The 17,201-nt window shown below is 71.0% G+C and carries 10 protein-coding genes; 8 read left to right on the plus strand and 2 right to left on the minus strand.

What is annotated here, in order from left to right:
* The first annotated feature begins 84 nt into the window (after positions 1–84).
* Both IE294_RS00300 and hflX read left to right on the plus strand, forming a co-directional pair.
* Positions 85–1,608, plus strand: a complete 1,524-nt coding sequence (locus IE294_RS00300) for a M1 family metallopeptidase (protein WP_189881171.1) — start codon at positions 85–87, stop codon at positions 1,606–1,608.
* Positions 1,609–1,803: 195 nt separating this feature from the next.
* A complete protein-coding gene (hflX, locus tag IE294_RS00305) occupies positions 1,804–3,294 on the plus strand; it encodes a GTPase HflX (RefSeq protein ID WP_189881172.1) in 1,491 nt (496 codons plus the stop codon).
* 65 nt (positions 3,295–3,359) lie between these two features.
* On the opposite strand, the gene IE294_RS00310 is transcribed toward hflX, so the two are convergent.
* On the minus strand, positions 3,360–4,571 hold the full coding sequence (locus IE294_RS00310; RefSeq protein WP_189881173.1) for a trypsin-like serine peptidase: 1,212 nt from the start codon (positions 4,569–4,571) through the stop codon (positions 3,360–3,362).
* 479 nt (positions 4,572–5,050) lie between these two features.
* Between IE294_RS00310 and IE294_RS00315 the strand changes: the two genes are divergently transcribed.
* The 4 genes from IE294_RS00315 to IE294_RS00330 all read left to right on the plus strand — a co-directional run bounded on the left by IE294_RS00315 (position 5,051) and on the right by IE294_RS00330 (position 12,022).
* Positions 5,051–6,556 (plus strand): diaminobutyrate--2-oxoglutarate transaminase family protein, encoded by a 1,506-nt coding sequence (locus IE294_RS00315; RefSeq protein WP_189881779.1) that lies wholly within the window; start codon positions 5,051–5,053, stop codon positions 6,554–6,556.
* Positions 6,557–6,774: 218 nt separating this feature from the next.
* On the plus strand, positions 6,775–8,817 hold the full coding sequence (locus IE294_RS00320) for an IucA/IucC family protein (protein WP_189881174.1): 2,043 nt from the start codon (positions 6,775–6,777) through the stop codon (positions 8,815–8,817).
* Positions 8,818–8,921: 104 nt separating this feature from the next.
* Positions 8,922–9,692, plus strand: coding sequence for a GNAT family N-acetyltransferase (locus tag IE294_RS00325; RefSeq protein WP_189881175.1), 771 nt, complete (start codon positions 8,922–8,924; stop codon positions 9,690–9,692).
* Between the two features lie 338 nt (positions 9,693–10,030).
* On the plus strand, positions 10,031–12,022 hold the full coding sequence (locus IE294_RS00330) for an ATP-dependent DNA helicase (protein WP_189881176.1): 1,992 nt from the start codon (positions 10,031–10,033) through the stop codon (positions 12,020–12,022).
* Positions 12,023–12,248: 226 nt separating this feature from the next.
* Here IE294_RS00330 and lexA read toward each other — a convergent pair whose 3' ends face one another.
* A complete protein-coding gene (gene lexA / locus IE294_RS00335; RefSeq protein WP_058082171.1) occupies positions 12,249–13,028 on the minus strand; it encodes a transcriptional repressor LexA in 780 nt (259 codons plus the stop codon).
* Positions 13,029–13,592: 564 nt separating this feature from the next.
* Here lexA and nrdR point away from each other — a divergent pair.
* Positions 13,593–14,144 carry a transcriptional regulator NrdR gene (nrdR, locus tag IE294_RS00340; protein WP_189881177.1) on the plus strand — a complete coding sequence of 184 codons (552 nt, stop codon included), beginning with the start codon at positions 13,593–13,595 and terminating at the stop codon, positions 14,142–14,144.
* Positions 14,145–14,309: 165 nt separating this feature from the next.
* A complete protein-coding gene (locus IE294_RS00345; RefSeq protein ID WP_189881178.1) occupies positions 14,310–17,198 on the plus strand; it encodes a vitamin B12-dependent ribonucleotide reductase in 2,889 nt (962 codons plus the stop codon).
* Positions 17,199–17,201: the final 3 nt, after the last annotated feature.

Genomic DNA, 17,201 nt, shown 5'->3' on the forward strand with positions numbered 1-17,201 from the left:
GGCGACGGTGTCCGGCCTACCCGTTCGGGTGGGCCGGTCGCGCGTCGCCACCGCGGGGCGGGCAGCCACTGGTAGCGGTGGTCCATGCTGCTCACCCCCCGCTCCCGGCCCCGGACCGCCCTCCCCCGGACCACGCCCAAGGCCTCCCGGCACCGGAAGGCGGCCCTGCTCGCCGCCGCCGTCTCCGTCTGCCTCCTGGCCGCCGCGGCGCCGCCCGAACCCCTCGGCGTCGGCGACCGGCTCTTCCCCTACCTGGGCAACCCGGGCTACGACGTCGCCTCGTACGACCTCTCCCTCACCTACCCCGGCACCAACGACAAGCCGCTCCAGGCCGTCACCACCATCGACGCCTGGACAACCGACGACCTGGAGCGCCTGAACCTCGACTTCGCGCACGGCACCGTGCGGTCGGTCGAGGTCGACGGACGTCCCGCGGACTTCACCAGCGCCGGTGACGACCTGGTCGTCACCCCGGAGCACCCCCTGACCGAGGGCAGCCTGACCCGGATCACCGTGCGCCACACCAGTGACCCCGTCTACGGCAAGGACCAGCAGGGCGGCTGGGTGCGCACCTCCGACGGCCTCGCCATGGCGAACCAGGCCGACGCCGCCCACCTGGTGTTCCCGTGCAACGACCACCCGTCCGACAAGGCGATGTTCACCTTCCGGATCACCGCCCCGAACGGTTACACCGCCGTCGCCAACGGCCTGCCCGCCGGTGCCGACCGGGTCGGTACCACCACCACCTGGACCTACCGCACCCGGCACCCCATGGCCACCGAACTCGCCCAGGTCTCGATCGGCCGCTCGGCCGTGCCGCGCCGCGAGGGCCCCCACGGCCTGCCCGTGCGTGACGTCGTACCCGCGAGCGACCGCAAGGCCCTCGAACCGTGGCTCGCGAAGACGCCCGACCAGATCGCCTGGATGGAGAGCAAGGTCGGCCGGTACCCGTTCGAGACCTACGGCGTGCTCATGGCCCAGGCCTCCACGGGCTTCGAACTGGAGACGCAGACCCTCTCGCTCTTCGAGAAGGACCTGTTCACCGAGCCCGCCTATCCCCAGTGGTACATCGAGTCGATCATGGTGCACGAGCTGTCCCACCAGTGGTTCGGGGACAGTGTCACCCCCCGTAGCTGGTCCGACGTCTGGCTGAACGAGGGCCATGCCACCTGGTACGAGGCGCTGTACGCCGAGGAGACGGCGCACCGGCCGATGGAGGACCGGATGAAGGCCGCCTACGGCGCCTCCGACCGCTGGCGGGAGGCCGGCGGCCCGCCCGCCCGGCCGAAGCCGCCCGTCCCGGGCCAGAAGATCAGCATCTTCCGGCCCAGCATCTACGACGGCGCCGCCCTCGCGCTCTACGCCCTGCGGCAGGAGATCGGCCGGCCGGCCTTCGAGCGGCTGGAGCGGATCTGGGTCCGCGAGCACCAGGACGCCACCGCCACCACCGCCGACTTCGTCCGGCTGGCCTCGGCCATCGCCGGCCGCGACCTGAGCGGCTTCTTCAAGGCCTGGCTGTACGGCGAGAAGACCCCGCCGATGCCCGGCCACCCGGACTGGAAGCAGGCGGCATCGGCCCAGCCCACCCCGCCCCGGGCCCGGCGGTGACCCGGTGACGCCCGGCGATAACCCGGTGACGAGACGTGCCGTACCGTGCGACCATCTAGAGGTGGGCGCGCACGGGACACGGGAATCTCCCGGGGTACTCATGCGTTGGACATCACGGGCGGCGCGGGCTACCGCACGCCGTGCCGAGGCCGTGACGGCACTCCCACCGACGTATCTCATCGACGTAAGGATCCAATGACCTCCTCTTCTTCCCCTTCCCAGGACACCAAGCGCCTCGCGCACGCCTATCCCGAGGGTCTTCGGGCCGATGCCCTGATGGAAGAGGACGTCGCCTGGAGCCACGAGATCGACGGCGATCGGGACGGCGACCAGTTCGACCGCACCGAGCGCGCGGCCCTGCGCCGCGTGGTGGGCCTGTCCACCGAGCTGGAGGACGTCACCGAGGTCGAGTACCGCCAGCTCCGCCTGGAGCGCGTCGTGCTCGTCGGCGTGTGGACCACCGGCACGGCGCAGGACGCCGACAACTCCCTCGCGGAGCTGGCCGCCCTCGCGGAGACCGCGGGCGCGCTCGTGCTCGACGGTGTGATCCAGCGCCGCGACAAGCCCGACGCGGCCACCTACATCGGCTCCGGCAAGGCCGCCGAGCTGCGCGACATCGTCATCGAGACGGGCGCGGACACCGTCATCTGCGACGGTGAGCTGAGCCCCGGCCAGCTGATCCAGCTGGAGGACGTCGTCAAGGTCAAGGTCATCGACCGTACGGCCCTGATCCTGGACATCTTCGCCCAGCACGCCAAGTCCCGTGAGGGCAAGGCGCAAGTCGCGCTCGCGCAGATGCAGTACATGCTGCCGCGGCTGCGCGGCTGGGGTCAGTCGCTGTCCCGGCAGATGGGTGGCGGTCGCGGCGGCCTCGCCACGCGTGGCCCCGGTGAGACCAAGATCGAGACGGACCGGCGCCGTATCCGCGAGAAGATGGCCAAAATGCGCCGGGAGATCGCGGAGATGAAGACCGGCCGCGACATCAAGCGCCAGGAACGCCGGCGCAACAAGGTGCCGTCCGTCGCCATCGCGGGCTACACCAACGCCGGCAAGTCCTCCCTGCTCAACCGCCTCACGGGCGCCGGCGTCCTGGTCGAGAACGCGCTGTTCGCGACCCTGGACCCGACCGTCCGCCGGGCCGAGACCCCGAGCGGGCGGCTCTACACCCTGGTGGACACCGTCGGCTTCGTCCGGCACCTGCCGCACCACCTGGTCGAGGCGTTCCGGTCCACCATGGAGGAGGTCGGCGACTCCGACCTGATCCTGCACGTGGTGGACGGCTCGCACCCGAACCCGGAGGAGCAGCTCGCCGCCGTACGCGAGGTGATCCGGGACGTCGGCGCCACCGACGTGCCCGAGATCGTCGTGGTCAACAAGGCGGACGCGGCCGACCCGCTGGTCCTCCAGCGGCTGCTGCGGGTCGAGAAGCGCTCGATCGCCGTCTCGGCACGCACCGGCCAGGGCATCGAGGAGCTGCTCGGCCTGATCGACAACGAGCTGCCCCGTCCCTCGGTCGAGATCGAGGCGCTCGTGCCGTACACCCACGGCAAGCTGGTCGCCCGCGCCCACACCGAGGGCGAGGTGATCTCCGAGGAGCACACCGCGGAGGGCACCCTGCTCAAGGTCCGGGTGCACGAGGAGCTGGCGGCGGACCTCGCGCCGTACGTCCCGGTCTCCGCGGCCTGACCCACCCCGTCACAAGGGCCCGTCACCCCCTCGGGTGACGGGCCCTCGTCATGCCCACCGCCAGGTCACTGCCCGGCGAACTGCTTGCTCACCGACTCGTACAGGCTCTTGGCCACCTCACCCAGCCGGGGACCGGCCAGCCAGCCGGAACGCACCGGGCCGATGGACGTGTTCGACACCAGCGCGGGCTTGCCATCCGCGCCCGTCTCCACCCAGCCGCCACCGGAGGAGCCACCGGTCATCGTGCAGCCGATCCGGTACATCGTCGGGTCGGACTGCTCGATGGACAGCCGGCCCGGCTTGTCCTGGCACTGGTACAGCAGCTGACCGTCGTACGGCGCCGCCGCCGGGTAGCCGGTCGCCGTGATGCTCTTCACCTGGGGCACGGCCGGCGCGTCGAAGTTCACCGGCAGCGCCCCGCCGACGGTCTCCTCCAGCGACTTGCCGCCGCTGCCCTGCTCGGGCGTCACATGGATGACGGCGAAGTCGTACGACGCGCCGTCACCGCCCGTCTCGCCCCCCTTGCTGATCCACTGCTGCGAGGTCTTCGCCGCGTCGGCCCACCACACGCCGTACGGCGCGATCTCGGACCGGCTGGCGTTCTCCAGCTCGGCCGCCGACTTGCCCTGGTCGTTGTACGACGGCACGAAGGCGAGGTTGCGGTACCAACCGCCCTTCTTGCCCGCGTGCACACAGTGACCCGCCGTCCAGACGAGGTTGGACTTGCCCGGGTGCGCGGGGTCCGTCACCACCGTCGCCGAGCACACCATCGTGCCCTCGGGAGCGTCGAACAGCAGCTTGCCCGAGGTGGCCGCGCTGGTGTGGTACGGCGGGGTCACCGCACGTGCCTGCACCGGCTGCGGCGTCGGGTCCGTCACGCCCTGGTCACCGGAGATGTCGTTGTCGTCGACGCCCTGGTCCGGGTCGTCGGCGCCACGCATCCGGTCCGGGTCCCACAGGCCCTTGATGATCGGGTTGATGAAGTCGTTGGCCTCGCGCAGCCAGTCGTCCCGGTTCCAGTTCTTCCAGGCGCCGTTCTTCCACTTGTCGACATCGATCCCGTGTTCCTTCAGCCTCTGCTTCAGGTCGTCCGGGATCGTGATCTTGCTGTCGCCGGTGCTCACCGCGGACGGCTTGCCGTCGGCGTTGTCGTCGCCGGCGCAGGCGGTGGCGGTCAGCGCCAGCACCGACACGAGAGCGACCGCCGTCAGCGAGGTGGAGGTCCGGCGACCACCCCTCCCTCGCCGAGCGGTGAACGACGGCCGTATGGATCGCATGTTTGTGACTCCCCCTGCTGTGAAAGGAATTCGGCGCTTCGGCCCCGACACCGGCGGTCGAACTCATGGAAGGTTCATGCCGGTCTCACGACCTTCTGGGAACGGCATCACACACTATGCCGTCGCCGTGGGGGAGTTCCGACGGGAGGGCAACGGTTGCGTCACAGGCTGTCTGAACAGGGAACGAGCGTCGGTGAGTCCGAGGTCCGCCTCGTCGCCCACGATGATCCGCGCCGGCTGATGACCTGTCACGGGTGGCCGTGCCCCACTGGGGGCGGCGCGGGCGGAAGCGCTGTCCGGCGGGGCGCCGGAGGGGCTCGTCCGCGCGCCGTCCGGCCAAGGATCTCCAGACGAGCCCGTAACCGCCCGAACGGTCCGCTGTTGTAGCCGGTGGGGCCTGCTGCCAGTGTCCGGTCCCCGAGGATCAACTCGCCTTTGAGCAGCGGGGAGGACAGCGCGCCGTGGCTGTTACGGAGTCGATGGCCGGAGGCACGTCCGGAGAAGCGCGAGCCGTGCACGAGGGGATCCTCAGACGCCAGTCGGCGCGTGAGTCCTCGGCACGCACCTATGCCCGGGCCCTGCCCATCGTGCCCGTCCGGGCGCGAGGACTCACCATCGAGGGCGCCGACGGCCGCCGTTACCTGGACTGCCTCTCCGGTGCCGGCACCCTCGCCCTCGGCCACAACCACCCGGTCGTGCTGGAAGCCATCCGCCGGGTCCTCGACTCCGGCGCCCCCCTCTCCGTCCTCGACCTGGCGACCCCCGTCAAGGACGCCTTCGTCACCGAGCTGTTCCGCACACTCCCACCCGGCCTGGCCGACCGCTCCCGCGTCCAGTTCTGCGGACCGGCCGGCACCGACGCCGTCGAGGCCGCCCTCAAACTGGTCAGGACCGCGACCGGCCGTACCGGCGTCCTCGCCTTCACCGGCGCCTACCACGGCATGACCGCCGGCGCCCTGGCCGCCTCCGGCGGCGCCCCCGACGTCCAGGTCGCCCGCCTGCCCTACCCGCAGGACTACCGCTGCCCCTTCGGCGTCGGCGGCCCGCACGGCGCCGAACTCGCCGCCCGCTGGACCGAGTCCCTCCTCGACGACCCCAAATCCGGCGTCCCGCTGCCGGCCGGGATGATCCTCGAACCGGTCCAGGGCGAAGGCGGAGTGATCCCCGCCCCGGACGACTGGCTGCGCCGCATGCGCCGGCTCACGGCGGACCGGTCCATCCCGCTGATCGCCGACGAGATCCAGACCGGAGTCGGCCGCACGGGCGCCTTCTGGGCCGTCGACCACAGCGGCGTCACCCCCGACGTCATGGTCCTGTCCAAGGCCATCGGCGGCAGCCTCCCGCTCGCCGTGATCGTCTACCGCGACGACCTCGACGTCTGGCAGCCCGGGGCCCACGCCGGCACCTTCCGCGGCAACCAGCTCGCCATGGCCGCGGGCACCGCCACCCTCGCCTACGTCCGCGAGAACGCCCTCGCCGAACGCGCCGCCGCCCTCGGCACCCGCATGCTGACCCGACTCGCCGAACTCACGCACGGGTTCCCCTGCGTGGGAGACGTCCGAGGGCGCGGACTCATGATCGGGGTCGAGCTGGTGAACCCGGACGCCGACCACACCGCTTCTCGCCCGGCGCCCCTTGCCGGTGACGTCGGTGACACCGCTGTCGTCGCCGACGTCGGTGCCGGTGGCATGGGTGACCTCAGCGGCACGGCGGCCCGGCCGGAGCCCACCCGCACCCCGTATCCGGCAGCCCCCGAACTCGCCGCCGCCGTGCAGCGGGAGTGCCTCCAGCGCGGACTGATCGTCGAACTCGGCGGCCGGCACGCGTCCGTGGTCCGGCTGCTTCCGCCCCTCACGATCAGCGACGAACAGGCGACGGCCGTACTCGACCGGCTGACCGACGCGGTGGCCGCGGCCGTCCGCCACCAGGAATCCCATGGCCCACACCAGCAACGCCAGCCCTGCCCGGCCCAGCGCGCGGGCTGAACACCACCCGCGCCGGTCCCGGCCCCCGGCGCCGACCTCTGGGCGCGCACCGCTTCCCATACTCGTTCACCCCCCTTTCCGGGTGTCCAGGCCGACGTCCACCGCCGACCGCAACCTCAGGTCATCCCGCCCCCCGACCGCCGACCCCGAGGGAACGGCGCCCGAGCGGACGACGGAACGGGCCCGCACCACCTCACTCCAGCCCCCAGAGGAGCGTCATGAACGCCACCCCCGCCCCCGACGACCAGGGAGGCTCCGGCGCCCCGTCCTCCGCCGCACCGCTCACCGAGTCGGTCCCGCGGCAGCTGAAGCGGGAGACGGATCCCGTCCGGTGGACAGCTTCCGTCGCCGATCCGCTGGAGGACCCCGATCCGCTGGAGGACCCCGATCCCCGCGCGGCGGCCCAGGCCGCCGCCGTCGAGAACCTCCTGCGGTGCTGGACCCGCGAGACCGGGCTCACCGCTCCCACGACCGGCAGCCTCCGCATCCCCCTGCCGGCCAGCGGCACCACCCTGATCGCGCCGGTCCGCCACTGGTCCCCGACGGGCTGGCACCGCTTCGGCCTGCCGCGCCTGGCCGACGCGCCCGACTCGGCGCCACCCATCGACGCCCTCACTCTCGCGGCCCTCCTCGCGAGGGAACCGGCCACCGAGCCGACCGACACCACCGCTCCCTCACCTCGCACCTCCCCGGGTCCCGGTGACGGCACCAGTCCCAACGGCACCGGCTCCCACGGCACCAGTCCCAACGGCACCGGCTCCCCTCCTGACACCGGCGTCCATGATCAAGCCGGCGGCCCCGATCTCGTGGCCGGAGTCGCCGACTCCGTCCGCCGTACCGCCACCTTCATCCGGCACCGGCGGGAACACCCCGCCGACACCCCCGACCGCTTCCTCAGCGCCGAACAGGCCCTCCTGCTCGGGCACCCGCTGCATCCGACCCCGAAGAGCAGGGAGGGCCTGACCGAAGCGGAAGCCGAGCGGTACTCACCGGAGTCGCGCGGCTCCTTCCCCCTGCACTGGCTGGCCGTCGCCCCCTCTCTCCTCGCGACCGACTCCGCCTGGACCGAGCGCGGCCGTCCCGTGCCCGCCGGGCACCTCGTCCGCCGCCTCGCCGGCACCGGACTGCCGCTGCCCGACGGTTACACCGCCCTGCCATTGCACCCCTGGCAGGCCCGCGAGGTCCGGCACCGGGCGCCCGTCGCCGCGCTGCTCGACTCCGGGCTCCTCCGCGACCTCGGTCCCCTGGGCGCTCCCTGGTACCCCACCTCCTCCGTACGCACCGTGCACCGATCCGGTGCCCCCGCGATGCTCAAGCTCTCGCTGGCCCTGCGCATCACCAACTCCCGCCGGGAGAACCTCCGCAAGGAACTCCACCGCGGAGTCGAGGTGCACCGGCTCCTGCGCACCGGCCTCGCCCGCGAGTGGCACACCGCACACCCCGGCTTCGACATCGTCCGTGACCCGGCCTGGCTCGCCGTCGACGGCCCGGACGGCCTGCCCCTGCCGGGACTCGACGTGGTGATCCGGCACAATTCGTTCACCCCGGCCGACGACGTCGGCTGCGTCGCCGGGCTCGTCGCCCCGCGCCCGTTCCCCGAGCCGCCCGCCGGCACCGCGCCGTGCCATCCCACTCGGCCGATGCGGTCCCGGCTGGCCCGACTCGCCGCCCGCCTCGCCGCACGCACCGGCCGACCCGTCGGCGCCGTCGCCGTCGAGTGGTTCCTGCGCTACCTGGAGCAGGTCGTGCGGCCCGTCCTCTGGCTGGACGGCGAGGCCGGCATCGCCCTCGAAGCGCACCAGCAGAACACGCTGGTCCTGCTGGACGGCGAGGGCTGGCCCGCCGGCGGGCGCTACCGAGACAACCAGGGGTACTACTTCCGCGAGTCGCGGCGAGCCGAACTGACCGCCCGGCTGCCCGGCATCGGCGAGCACAGCGACACCTTCGTCGCCGACGAGGTCGCCGACGAGCGCTTCGCCTACTACCTCGCCGTCAACAACGTGCTCGGTCTGATCGGTGCCTTCGGCTCCCAGCACCTCGCCGACGAGCGGCTGCTGCTCGCGGCCTTCCGCCGCTTCCTCACCTGCCTCGCCTCGGGGCCCGCCCCGCTGCGCACCTCCCTGCCCGGCCGCCTCCTCGACTCACCCGTCCTGCGCTGCAAGGCCAACCTGCTGACCCGGCTGCACGGTCTCGACGAACTCGTCGGCCCGGTCGACACCCAGTCCGTCTACGTCACCATCGCCAACCCCCTTCATGCATGAGCGACGTACCTGCGCGCACCACCTGGGCGGATCGCCCTCGGCGAACCGCACACCGTCTCCCGTCCGGGAACATGACCCACCACGTCTCCTGAGAGGAGCGCACCGTGCCTCCCACCGACGCGAGCGCCGGAACCGGCTCCGTCCCCGCCCAACCGGACAGCGCCACTCCCCGCGCGGTCACCGCGGGGCCCCGGAACTCTCCCTTCGGACGTTTCACCGTCGAGGACGACGACCCGGACAGCGAGGACACGCTGGAGCTGTGCCTGCCCCCGGAGTTCGTCGCCCTCCGCGCCGGGGCGACGACCGGCCTCCTCGGCCGACTCGCCACGTGGGGCCCGGTCGTGACCCCGGTCGGCTCCTTCCAGCTGATGCCCGTACGCCTTGATCAGGACCTCCCGCTCGTCCACCGCTGGATGAACGACCCCGCCGTCGCCGAGTTCTGGGAGCTGGCCGGGCCCCGGAACCGGACGGAGGACCACCTGCGGGCGCAACTCCACGGCGACGGGCGCAGCATGCCGTGCCTCGGGGTACTCGACGGCATCCCCATGAGCTACTGGGAGATCTACCGTGCGGACCTGGATCCGCTGGCTCGTCACTACCCGGTCCGCCCGCACGACACCGGGATCCACCTCCTCGTCGGTGACGCCGCCGACCGGGGTCGAGGGCTGGGATCCGTCCTGGTCCGAGCCGTGGCCGACCTGATCCTCGACCGGCGTCCCCCGTGCGCACGTGTCGTGGCAGAACCCGATCTTCGCAACACCCCCTCCATCGCAGCGTTCCTGAGCGCGGGCTTCCGGTTCGCGGCGGAGGTCGACCTGCCCGACAAGCGGGCCGCCCTCGTGATCCGCGACCGAGTCCTGCGCGGTGTTCTGTAGCACCTCGTGATCGCACGCTCACAGATAGATACGAGTGGCGGATCCGTGGTGTTCCCGCGTCGAAGAAAGAATTTCGGGGCGCCGACGCCTCCGAGCCGGGGTGATCGTGCCTCCGAGCCGGGGTGACCGTGCCTCCGAACCGGGGCGGTTGCGCCCCGGTACCGACCACCAGCTCCCGTCCGCCCCGGCCCGACGCGGAATCCCCGGACGCGGCCCCACCCACCCACCCCCGTCCCGCCCCCGCCCCACCGTCACCCAGGAGCCCCGCTCGTGAGCCCTCCCCCTACCCCCGTAACGACCCCCCGTTTGTCAGTGCAGGGTCGTAGGGTGGTCAGGCTATGACGAAGCCCTCCCTCCCCGAACTCCTGCATGCCGCCGTCGCCGCCGTCGGCGGCACGGAGCGCCCCGGCCAGGTGACCATGGCCGAAGCGGTCGCCGAGGCGATCGACGACGGATCCCACCTGCTGGTCCAGGCCGGCACCGGCACCGGAAAGTCGCTGGGCTATCTCGTGCCCGCGCTCGCGCACGGAGAACGCGTGGTCGTCGCGACGGCCACGCTCGCCTTGCAGCGCCAGCTCGTCGAGCGGGACCTTCCGCGCACGGTCGACGCCCTGCACCCGCTGCTGCGCCGCCGCCCGGAGTTCGCGATGCTCAAGGGCAGGTCGAACTACCTGTGCCTGCACCGCTTGCACGAGGGGATGCCGCAGGACGAGGAGGAGGGGCTCTTCGACCAGTTCGAGGCCGCGGCGCCCACCAGCAAGCTGGGCCAGGACCTGCTGCGGCTGCGGGACTGGGCCGACGAGACGGAGAGCGGCGACCGGGACGATCTCACCCCGGGCGTCTCGGACCGCGCCTGGGCTCAGGTCTCCGTGTCGTCGCGGGAGTGCCTGGGCGCGTCGAAGTGCGCGTACGGCGCAGAGTGCTTCGCGGAGATGGCCCGTGAGCGGGCCAAGCTCGCCGAGGTCGTGGTCACGAATCACGCGCTGCTGGCCATCGACGCCATCGAGGGTGCCCCGGTGCTGCCCCAGCACGAGGTGCTGATCGTCGACGAGGCACATGAACTCGTCTCCCGTGTCACGGGCGTCGCCACCGGCGAGCTCACGCCCGGTCAGGTCAACCGCGCGGTGCGCCGTGCCGCCAAGCTGGTCAACGAGAAGGCCGCCGATCAGCTCCAGACCGCCGCCGAGGGCTTCGAGCGGCTCATGGAACTCGCGCTGCCGGGCCGCCTGGAGGAGATCCCGGAAGACCTCGGCTATGCCCTGATGGCGCTGCGGGACGCCGCCCGCACGGTGATCTCCGCGATCGGCGCGACGCGCGACAAGTCCGTCCAGGACGAGGACGCGGTCCGCAAGCAGGCGCTGGCCTCGGTGGAGACGGTGCACGACGTGGCGGAGCGGGTCGTGAACGGCTCGGAGTGGGACGTCGTCTGGTACGAGCGGCACGACCGCTTCGGCGCGTCCCTCCGTGTCGCCCCGATGTCGGTCTCCGGTCTGCTCAGGGAGAAGCTGTTCGCCGACCGGGCCGTGGTCCTCACCTCGGCGACGCTCAAGCTGGGCGGCGACTTCAACGGCGTCGGTGCCTCCCTGGGGCTCGGCCCGGAGGGCACGGAGGGCGAGGATCTGCCGAAGTGGAAGGGCGTCGACGTCGGCTCGCCCTTCGACTACCGCAAGCAGGGCATCCTGTACGTCGCCAAGCACCTGGCACGCCCCGCGCGTGACGGCGAGCGCTCCGACATGCTGGACGAGCTGACCGAGCTGATCCAGGCGGCCGGCGGGCGCACCCTCGGCCTGTTCTCGTCCATGCGGGCCGCTCAGCTCGCCGCGGAGGAGCTGCGTTCCCGGATCCCCGAGTTCCCCATCCTGCTCCAGGGCGAGGAGACGCTCGGTGAACTGATCAAGAACTTCGCGGCCGACCCGGAGACGTGTCTCTTCGGCACGCTGTCGCTGTGGCAGGGCGTCGACGTCCCGGGCCCCAGCTGCCAGCTGGTCGTCATGGACAAGATCCCGTTCCCGCGGCCCGACGATCCGCTGATGAGCGCGCGCCAGAAGGCGGTGGAAGAGGCGGGAGGCAACGGTTTCATGGCGGTGGCCGCGACCCATGCCGCCCTGCTCATGGCACAGGGCGCCGGCCGTCTCGTCCGGGCGTCCGGCGACCGGGGCGTGGTCGCCGTACTGGACCAGCGGCTGGCCACCGCGCGCTACGGCGGCTATCTGAAGGCGTCACTGCCGGACTTCTGGTACACCACGGACCGTAACCAGGTCCGCAAGTCGCTCGCGGCGATCGACGCGGTGGCGAAGCAGGCCGAGGCACAGCCGGCGGCGGCCAAGTGATCGCGGGGTAGTCCGCCCGGCGCCGGCCGGACTACCCGATGCGGTCCGGCCCCACGGCTGCCCGGGCCCCATAAGGCTGCCGGAATACGCAGGGCCGCGGACGGACGCACGCACGGCCCCGAACATACGCATGCACGGCTCCGGACATACGCAGGGCCCCGGAACCGGCGCAGGGGTTCCGGGGCCCGGTCAGGGAGCGAGCCTGCCGGCCCGCTCGCCGCGGCTGTCACACGCGGCGCAGTACGGCGACGACCTTGCCGAGGATGGTCGCGTCGTCGCCGGGGATCGGCTCGTAGGCCGCGTTGTGCGGGAGGAGCCATACGTGGCCGTCCTCGCGCTTGAAGCGCTTGACGGTGGCTTCGCCGTCGAGCATGGCGGCGACGATGTCGCCGTTCTCGGCGACCGGCTGGCGGCGGACGGTGACCCAGTCACCGTCGCAGATCGCCGCCTCGATCATCGAGTCGCCGACGACCTTGAGGACGAACAGTTCGCCGTCGCCGACAAGCTGGCGGGGGAGGGGGAAGACGTCCTCGACGGACTCCTCCGCCAGGATCGGGCCACCGGCGGCGATGCGGCCGACCAGCGGGACGTACGACGCGGCGGGCTTGCCGGCGGTGTCCGTGGGCTGCACGGTGACGGCCTGGTCGGATCCGCGCACCTCGTACGCGCGCGGGCGGTGCGGGTCGCGGCGCAGGAAGCCCTTGCGCTCCAGCGCCATCAGCTGATGGGCGACCGAGGACGTGCTGGAGAGGCCGACGGCCTGGCCGATCTCCCGCATCGACGGCGGGTAACCGCGCCGCTGTACGGAGTCCCTGATGACCTCGATCACCCGGCGCTGCCGGTCGGTGAGGCCGGAGCTGTCCGCCCGGATGCCTGGAGGTCGCCCCGGCAGGGAGCGCTTGTGTCCCTCGGGATTCGTGGCTTCGTTCATCGCGTGTACCGGCTCGACTCGGCCCAAGGAGCGGTCCTGGGCGGTGATGGTGGCACTGTCTGCGGTGGTGGTCACGTCGGCCCCTCTCGATGGTCTCCCTGCTGGACAACGGTAGTTGCTTTCGAAAGGTTGCGCCAAACACACGTTCGAGTGAAAAAGTGCGATTCGCCTGACGCGATCGTGTGTCTGGGTGTATTGCTAACGCGACACTTGGCGGACAAAAGCGCCCATTGTTGTACTCTTCACCGCCGGGGCGTGCCGGCCTCGTGGGCCGTGCCCCAGTCTGCCATCCGGAATCCCGCAGTCCGGGATCCGGGGTCCATTCTGCGCGGGAGCGCCACGCCTCCTCCTTGTGGCGCCCACGGTATCCCCGCAAGACGTTCCGGCGGCACTGCCCGGCGCCCGCGTGTCCCCGCCGGTCGCCGGCGGCGCTCGGGGACGCCCTTCCGGCGCGACACGCGTATCTGCCTCGCTGTATGAGCCAATCCCCACATCTAGTGGTTGGATGGCTACCGCAGCCCAGAAGTTGTGGTCCCCCGGGTCTGAGACGCCTCGACGATCGCCTATGCTTAGGGCTGCTTCGCGGGGCCTGTGGGTCCGGCGAGGCTGACGAGTCTGCTGTGAGGAGGGTTGGAGAACATGCACTGCCCCTTCTGCAGGCATCCCGACAGCCGTGTGGTCGACAGCCGTACGACCGACGACGGCACGTCCATCCGCAGGCGCCGCCAGTGCCCTGACTGCTCCCGTCGTTTCACGACCGTGGAGACGTGCTCGCTCATGGTGGTCAAGCGGTCCGGGGTCACCGAGCCCTTCAGCCGCACCAAGATCATCAACGGTGTGCGCAAGGCGTGCCAGGGACGGCCTGTCACCGAGGACGCGCTCGCCCAGCTCGGCCAGCGGGTCGAGGAGGCGGTGCGTGCGACCGGAAGCGCCGAGCTGACCACCCACGACGTGGGTCTGGCCATACTCGGTCCGTTGCAGGAGCTCGACCTCGTCGCCTACCTGCGGTTCGCCTCCGTCTACCGGGCGTTCGACTCGCTCGACGACTTCGAGGCCGCCATCGCGGAGCTGAGGGAGACGACGGGAGGCCCCGCCGCGAACGGGGAAGACGCGGGAACGGGGAGCCAGGAAGACGATCGCGGGCCCGGCGGGACCACTCAGGTCCCCGTGCCCGCCCGCGCCGCCGACTGACCGGAGGGCCGGAAACCGGGAGGAGAACCGGGTTCCGGCCGGGAGGCGGCGAACGAAGACCTGTTGCGGGTGGCAGCTGAGGGTGCCCGCAACGCACTACAGAAACACGTGCCCATAGGAACAAATGGGCACTTCAGGGCGTTTTTGCCCGTACAGGGAGGCGGCATGACAGAGACGGCGAGCGGTCCGGCACGAGGTTCCCGAGCAAAGGGCGCCAAGGCCACCAAGGGACTGCGGATCGAGCGCATCCACACCACCCCCGGAGTGCACCCGTACGACGAGGTGTCGTGGGAGCGCCGTGACGTCGTCATGACCAACTGGCGCGACGGCTCGGTCAACTTCGAGCAGCGTGGCGTCGAGTTCCCCGACTTCTGGTCGGTGAACGCGGTCAACATCGTCACCAGCAAGTACTTCCGGGGCGCCGTCGGCACCCCGCAGCGCGAGACCAGCCTCAGGCAGCTGATCGACCGCATCGTGAAGACGTACCGGAAGGCCGGTGAGGACTACAAGTACTTCGCCTCGCCCGCCGACGCCGAGATCTTCGAGCACGAGCTGGCGTACGCCCTCCTGCACCAGATCTTCAGCTTCAACAGCCCCGTCTGGTTCAACGTCGGCACCCCGCAGCCCCAGCAGGTCTCCGCCTGCTTCATCCTGTCCGTCGACGACTCCATGGAGTCGATCCTCGACTGGTACAAGGAAGAGGGCATGATCTTCAAGGGCGGCTCCGGTGCCGGCCTGAACCTCTCCCGCATCCGCTCCTCCAAGGAGCTGCTCTCCTCCGGCGGCAATGCCTCCGGCCCGGTCTCCTTCATGCGCGGCGCCGACGCCTCCGCCGGCACCATCAAGTCCGGTGGCGCCACCCGCCGCGCCGCCAAGATGGTCGTGCTCGACGTCGACCACCCCGACATCGAGGACTTCATCGAGACCAAGGTCAAGGAAGAGGAGAAGATCCGCGTCCTGCGCGACGCGGGCTTCGACATGGACCTGGGCGGCGACGACATCACGTCCGTCCAGTACCAGAACGCCAACAACTCGGTCCGCGTGAACGACGAGTTCATGACGGCGGTCGAGAACGGCGGCAAGTTCGGCCTGCGTGCCCGCATGACCGGTGAGGTCATCGAAGAGGTCGAGGCCAAGGCCCTGTTCCGCAAGATCGCCGAGGCCGCCTGGGCCTGCGCCGACCCGGGCATCCAGTACGACGACACCATCAACAACTGGCACACCTGCCCCGAGTCCGGCCGGATCACCGCGTCGAACCCGTGCAGCGAGTACATGCACCTGGACAACACGTCCTGCAACCTGGCCTCGCTGAACCTGATGAAGTTCCTGAAGGACGACGGCAAGGGCAGCCAGTCCTTCGAGACCGAGCGCTTCCAGAAGGTCGTCGAGCTGGTCATCACCGCGATGGACATCTCGATCTGCTTCGCGGACTTCCCGACCCAGAAGATCGGCGAGAACACGCGCGCGTTCCGCCAGCTCGGCATCGGCTACGCCAACCTCGGCGCCCTGCTGATGGCCACCGGCCACGCCTACGACTCCGACGGCGGCCGCGCCCTGGCCGGCGCCATCACCTCCCTGATGACGGGTACGGCCTACCGCCGCTCCGCCGAGCTGGCCGCGGTCGTCGGCACCTACGACGGCTACGCCCGCAACGCCGACGCCCACAACCGCGTCATGAAGCAGCACGCCGACGCCAACGGCATCGCCGTCCGCATGGACGACCTGGACACCCCGGTGTGGGCCGCCGCCACGGAGGCCTGGCAGGACGTCCTGCGTCTCGGTGAGAAGAACGGTTTCCGTAACTCCCAGGCGTCCGTCCTCGCGCCGACCGGCACGATCGGCCTCGCGATGTCCTGCGACACCACCGGTGTCGAGCCCGACCTGGCGCTGGTGAAGTTCAAGAAGCTGGTCGGCGGCGGCTCGATGCAGATCGTCAACGGCACCGTCCCGCAGGCCCTGCGCCGCCTGGGCTACCAGGAGGAGCAGATCGAGGCGATCGTCGCCCACATCGCCGAGCACGGCAACGTGATCGACGCCCCCGGCCTCAAGCACGAGCACTACGAGGTGTTCGACTGCGCCATGGGCGAGCGTGCCATCTCCCCGATGGGTCACGTCCGCATGATGGCGGCGATCCAGCCGTGGATCTCCGGCGCCATCTCCAAGACGGTCAACATGCCGGAGACGGCGACCGTCGAGGAGGTCGAGGAGATCTACTTCGAGGCATGGAAGCTGGGCGTCAAGGCGCTCGCGATCTACCGCGACAACTGCAAGGTCGGCCAGCCGCTCTCCGCGAAGACCAAGGAGAAGGAGAAGGCCGAGGTCACCGAGAAGGCCGAGGAGACGATTCGGGCCGCGGTCGAGAAGGTGGTCGAGTACCGCCCGGTCCGCAAGCGCCTCCCGAAGGGGCGTCCCGGCATCACCACGTCCTTCACCGTCGGCGGCGCCGAGGGCTACATGACGGCCAACTCCTACCCCGACGACGGTCTCGGCGAGGTCTTCCTGAAGATGTCCAAGCAGGGCTCCACCCTCGCGGGCATGATGGACGCGTTCTCCATCGCCGTCTCGGTCGGTCTTCAGTACGGCGTGCCGCTGGAGACGTACGTCTCGAAGTTCACCAACATGCGCTTCGAGCCGGCCGGCATGACGGACGACCCGGACGTCCGGATGGCGCAGTCGATCGTCGACTACATCTTCCGCCGTCTGGCGCTGGACTTCCTGCCGTTCGAGACCCGCTCCGCGCTCGGCATCCACTCCGCCGAGGAGCGTCAGCGGCACCTGGAGACCGGCTCCTACGAGCCGGCCGAGGACGAGGTCGACGTCGAGGGCCTGGCCCAGTCCGCCCCCCGTGCCCAGGAGCTGAAGGCGGTCGCCGCGCCGAAGGCCGAGGCGGCCAAGCCCGCGCCGCGGCAGGCGCACACCAGCGCGGAGCTGGTGGAGATGCAGCTGGGCATCCAGGCGGACGCCCCGCTGTGCTTCTCCTGCGGTACGAAGATGCAGCGGGCCGGTTCCTGCTACATCTGCGAGGGCTGCGGCTCGACCAGCGGTTGCAGCTGATGA

Origin of the sequence: Streptomyces canarius (genome assembly GCF_014650735.1) — a bacterium.
Lineage (GTDB): Bacteria > Actinomycetota > Actinomycetes > Streptomycetales > Streptomycetaceae > Streptomyces > Streptomyces olivaceoviridis.

Bases quoted from the DNA above. Each gene is read 5' to 3' on its own strand.
- IE294_RS00300 (WP_189881171.1), top strand. From the start codon at position 85: ATGCTGCTCACCCCCCGCTCCCGGCCCCGGACCGCCCTCCCCCGGACC.
- hflX (WP_189881172.1), top strand. From the start codon at position 1,804: ATGACCTCCTCTTCTTCCCCTTCCCAGGACACCAAGCGCCTCGCGCAC.
- IE294_RS00310 (WP_189881173.1), bottom strand. From the start codon at position 4,571: ATGCGATCCATACGGCCGTCGTTCACCGCTCGGCGAGGGAGGGGTGGT.
- IE294_RS00315 (WP_189881779.1), top strand. From the start codon at position 5,051: ATGGCCGGAGGCACGTCCGGAGAAGCGCGAGCCGTGCACGAGGGGATC.
- IE294_RS00320 (WP_189881174.1), top strand. From the start codon at position 6,775: ATGAACGCCACCCCCGCCCCCGACGACCAGGGAGGCTCCGGCGCCCCG.
- IE294_RS00330 (WP_189881176.1), top strand. From the start codon at position 10,031: ATGACGAAGCCCTCCCTCCCCGAACTCCTGCATGCCGCCGTCGCCGCC.
- nrdR (WP_189881177.1), top strand. From the start codon at position 13,593: ATGCACTGCCCCTTCTGCAGGCATCCCGACAGCCGTGTGGTCGACAGC.
- IE294_RS00345 (WP_189881178.1), top strand. From the start codon at position 14,310: ATGACAGAGACGGCGAGCGGTCCGGCACGAGGTTCCCGAGCAAAGGGC.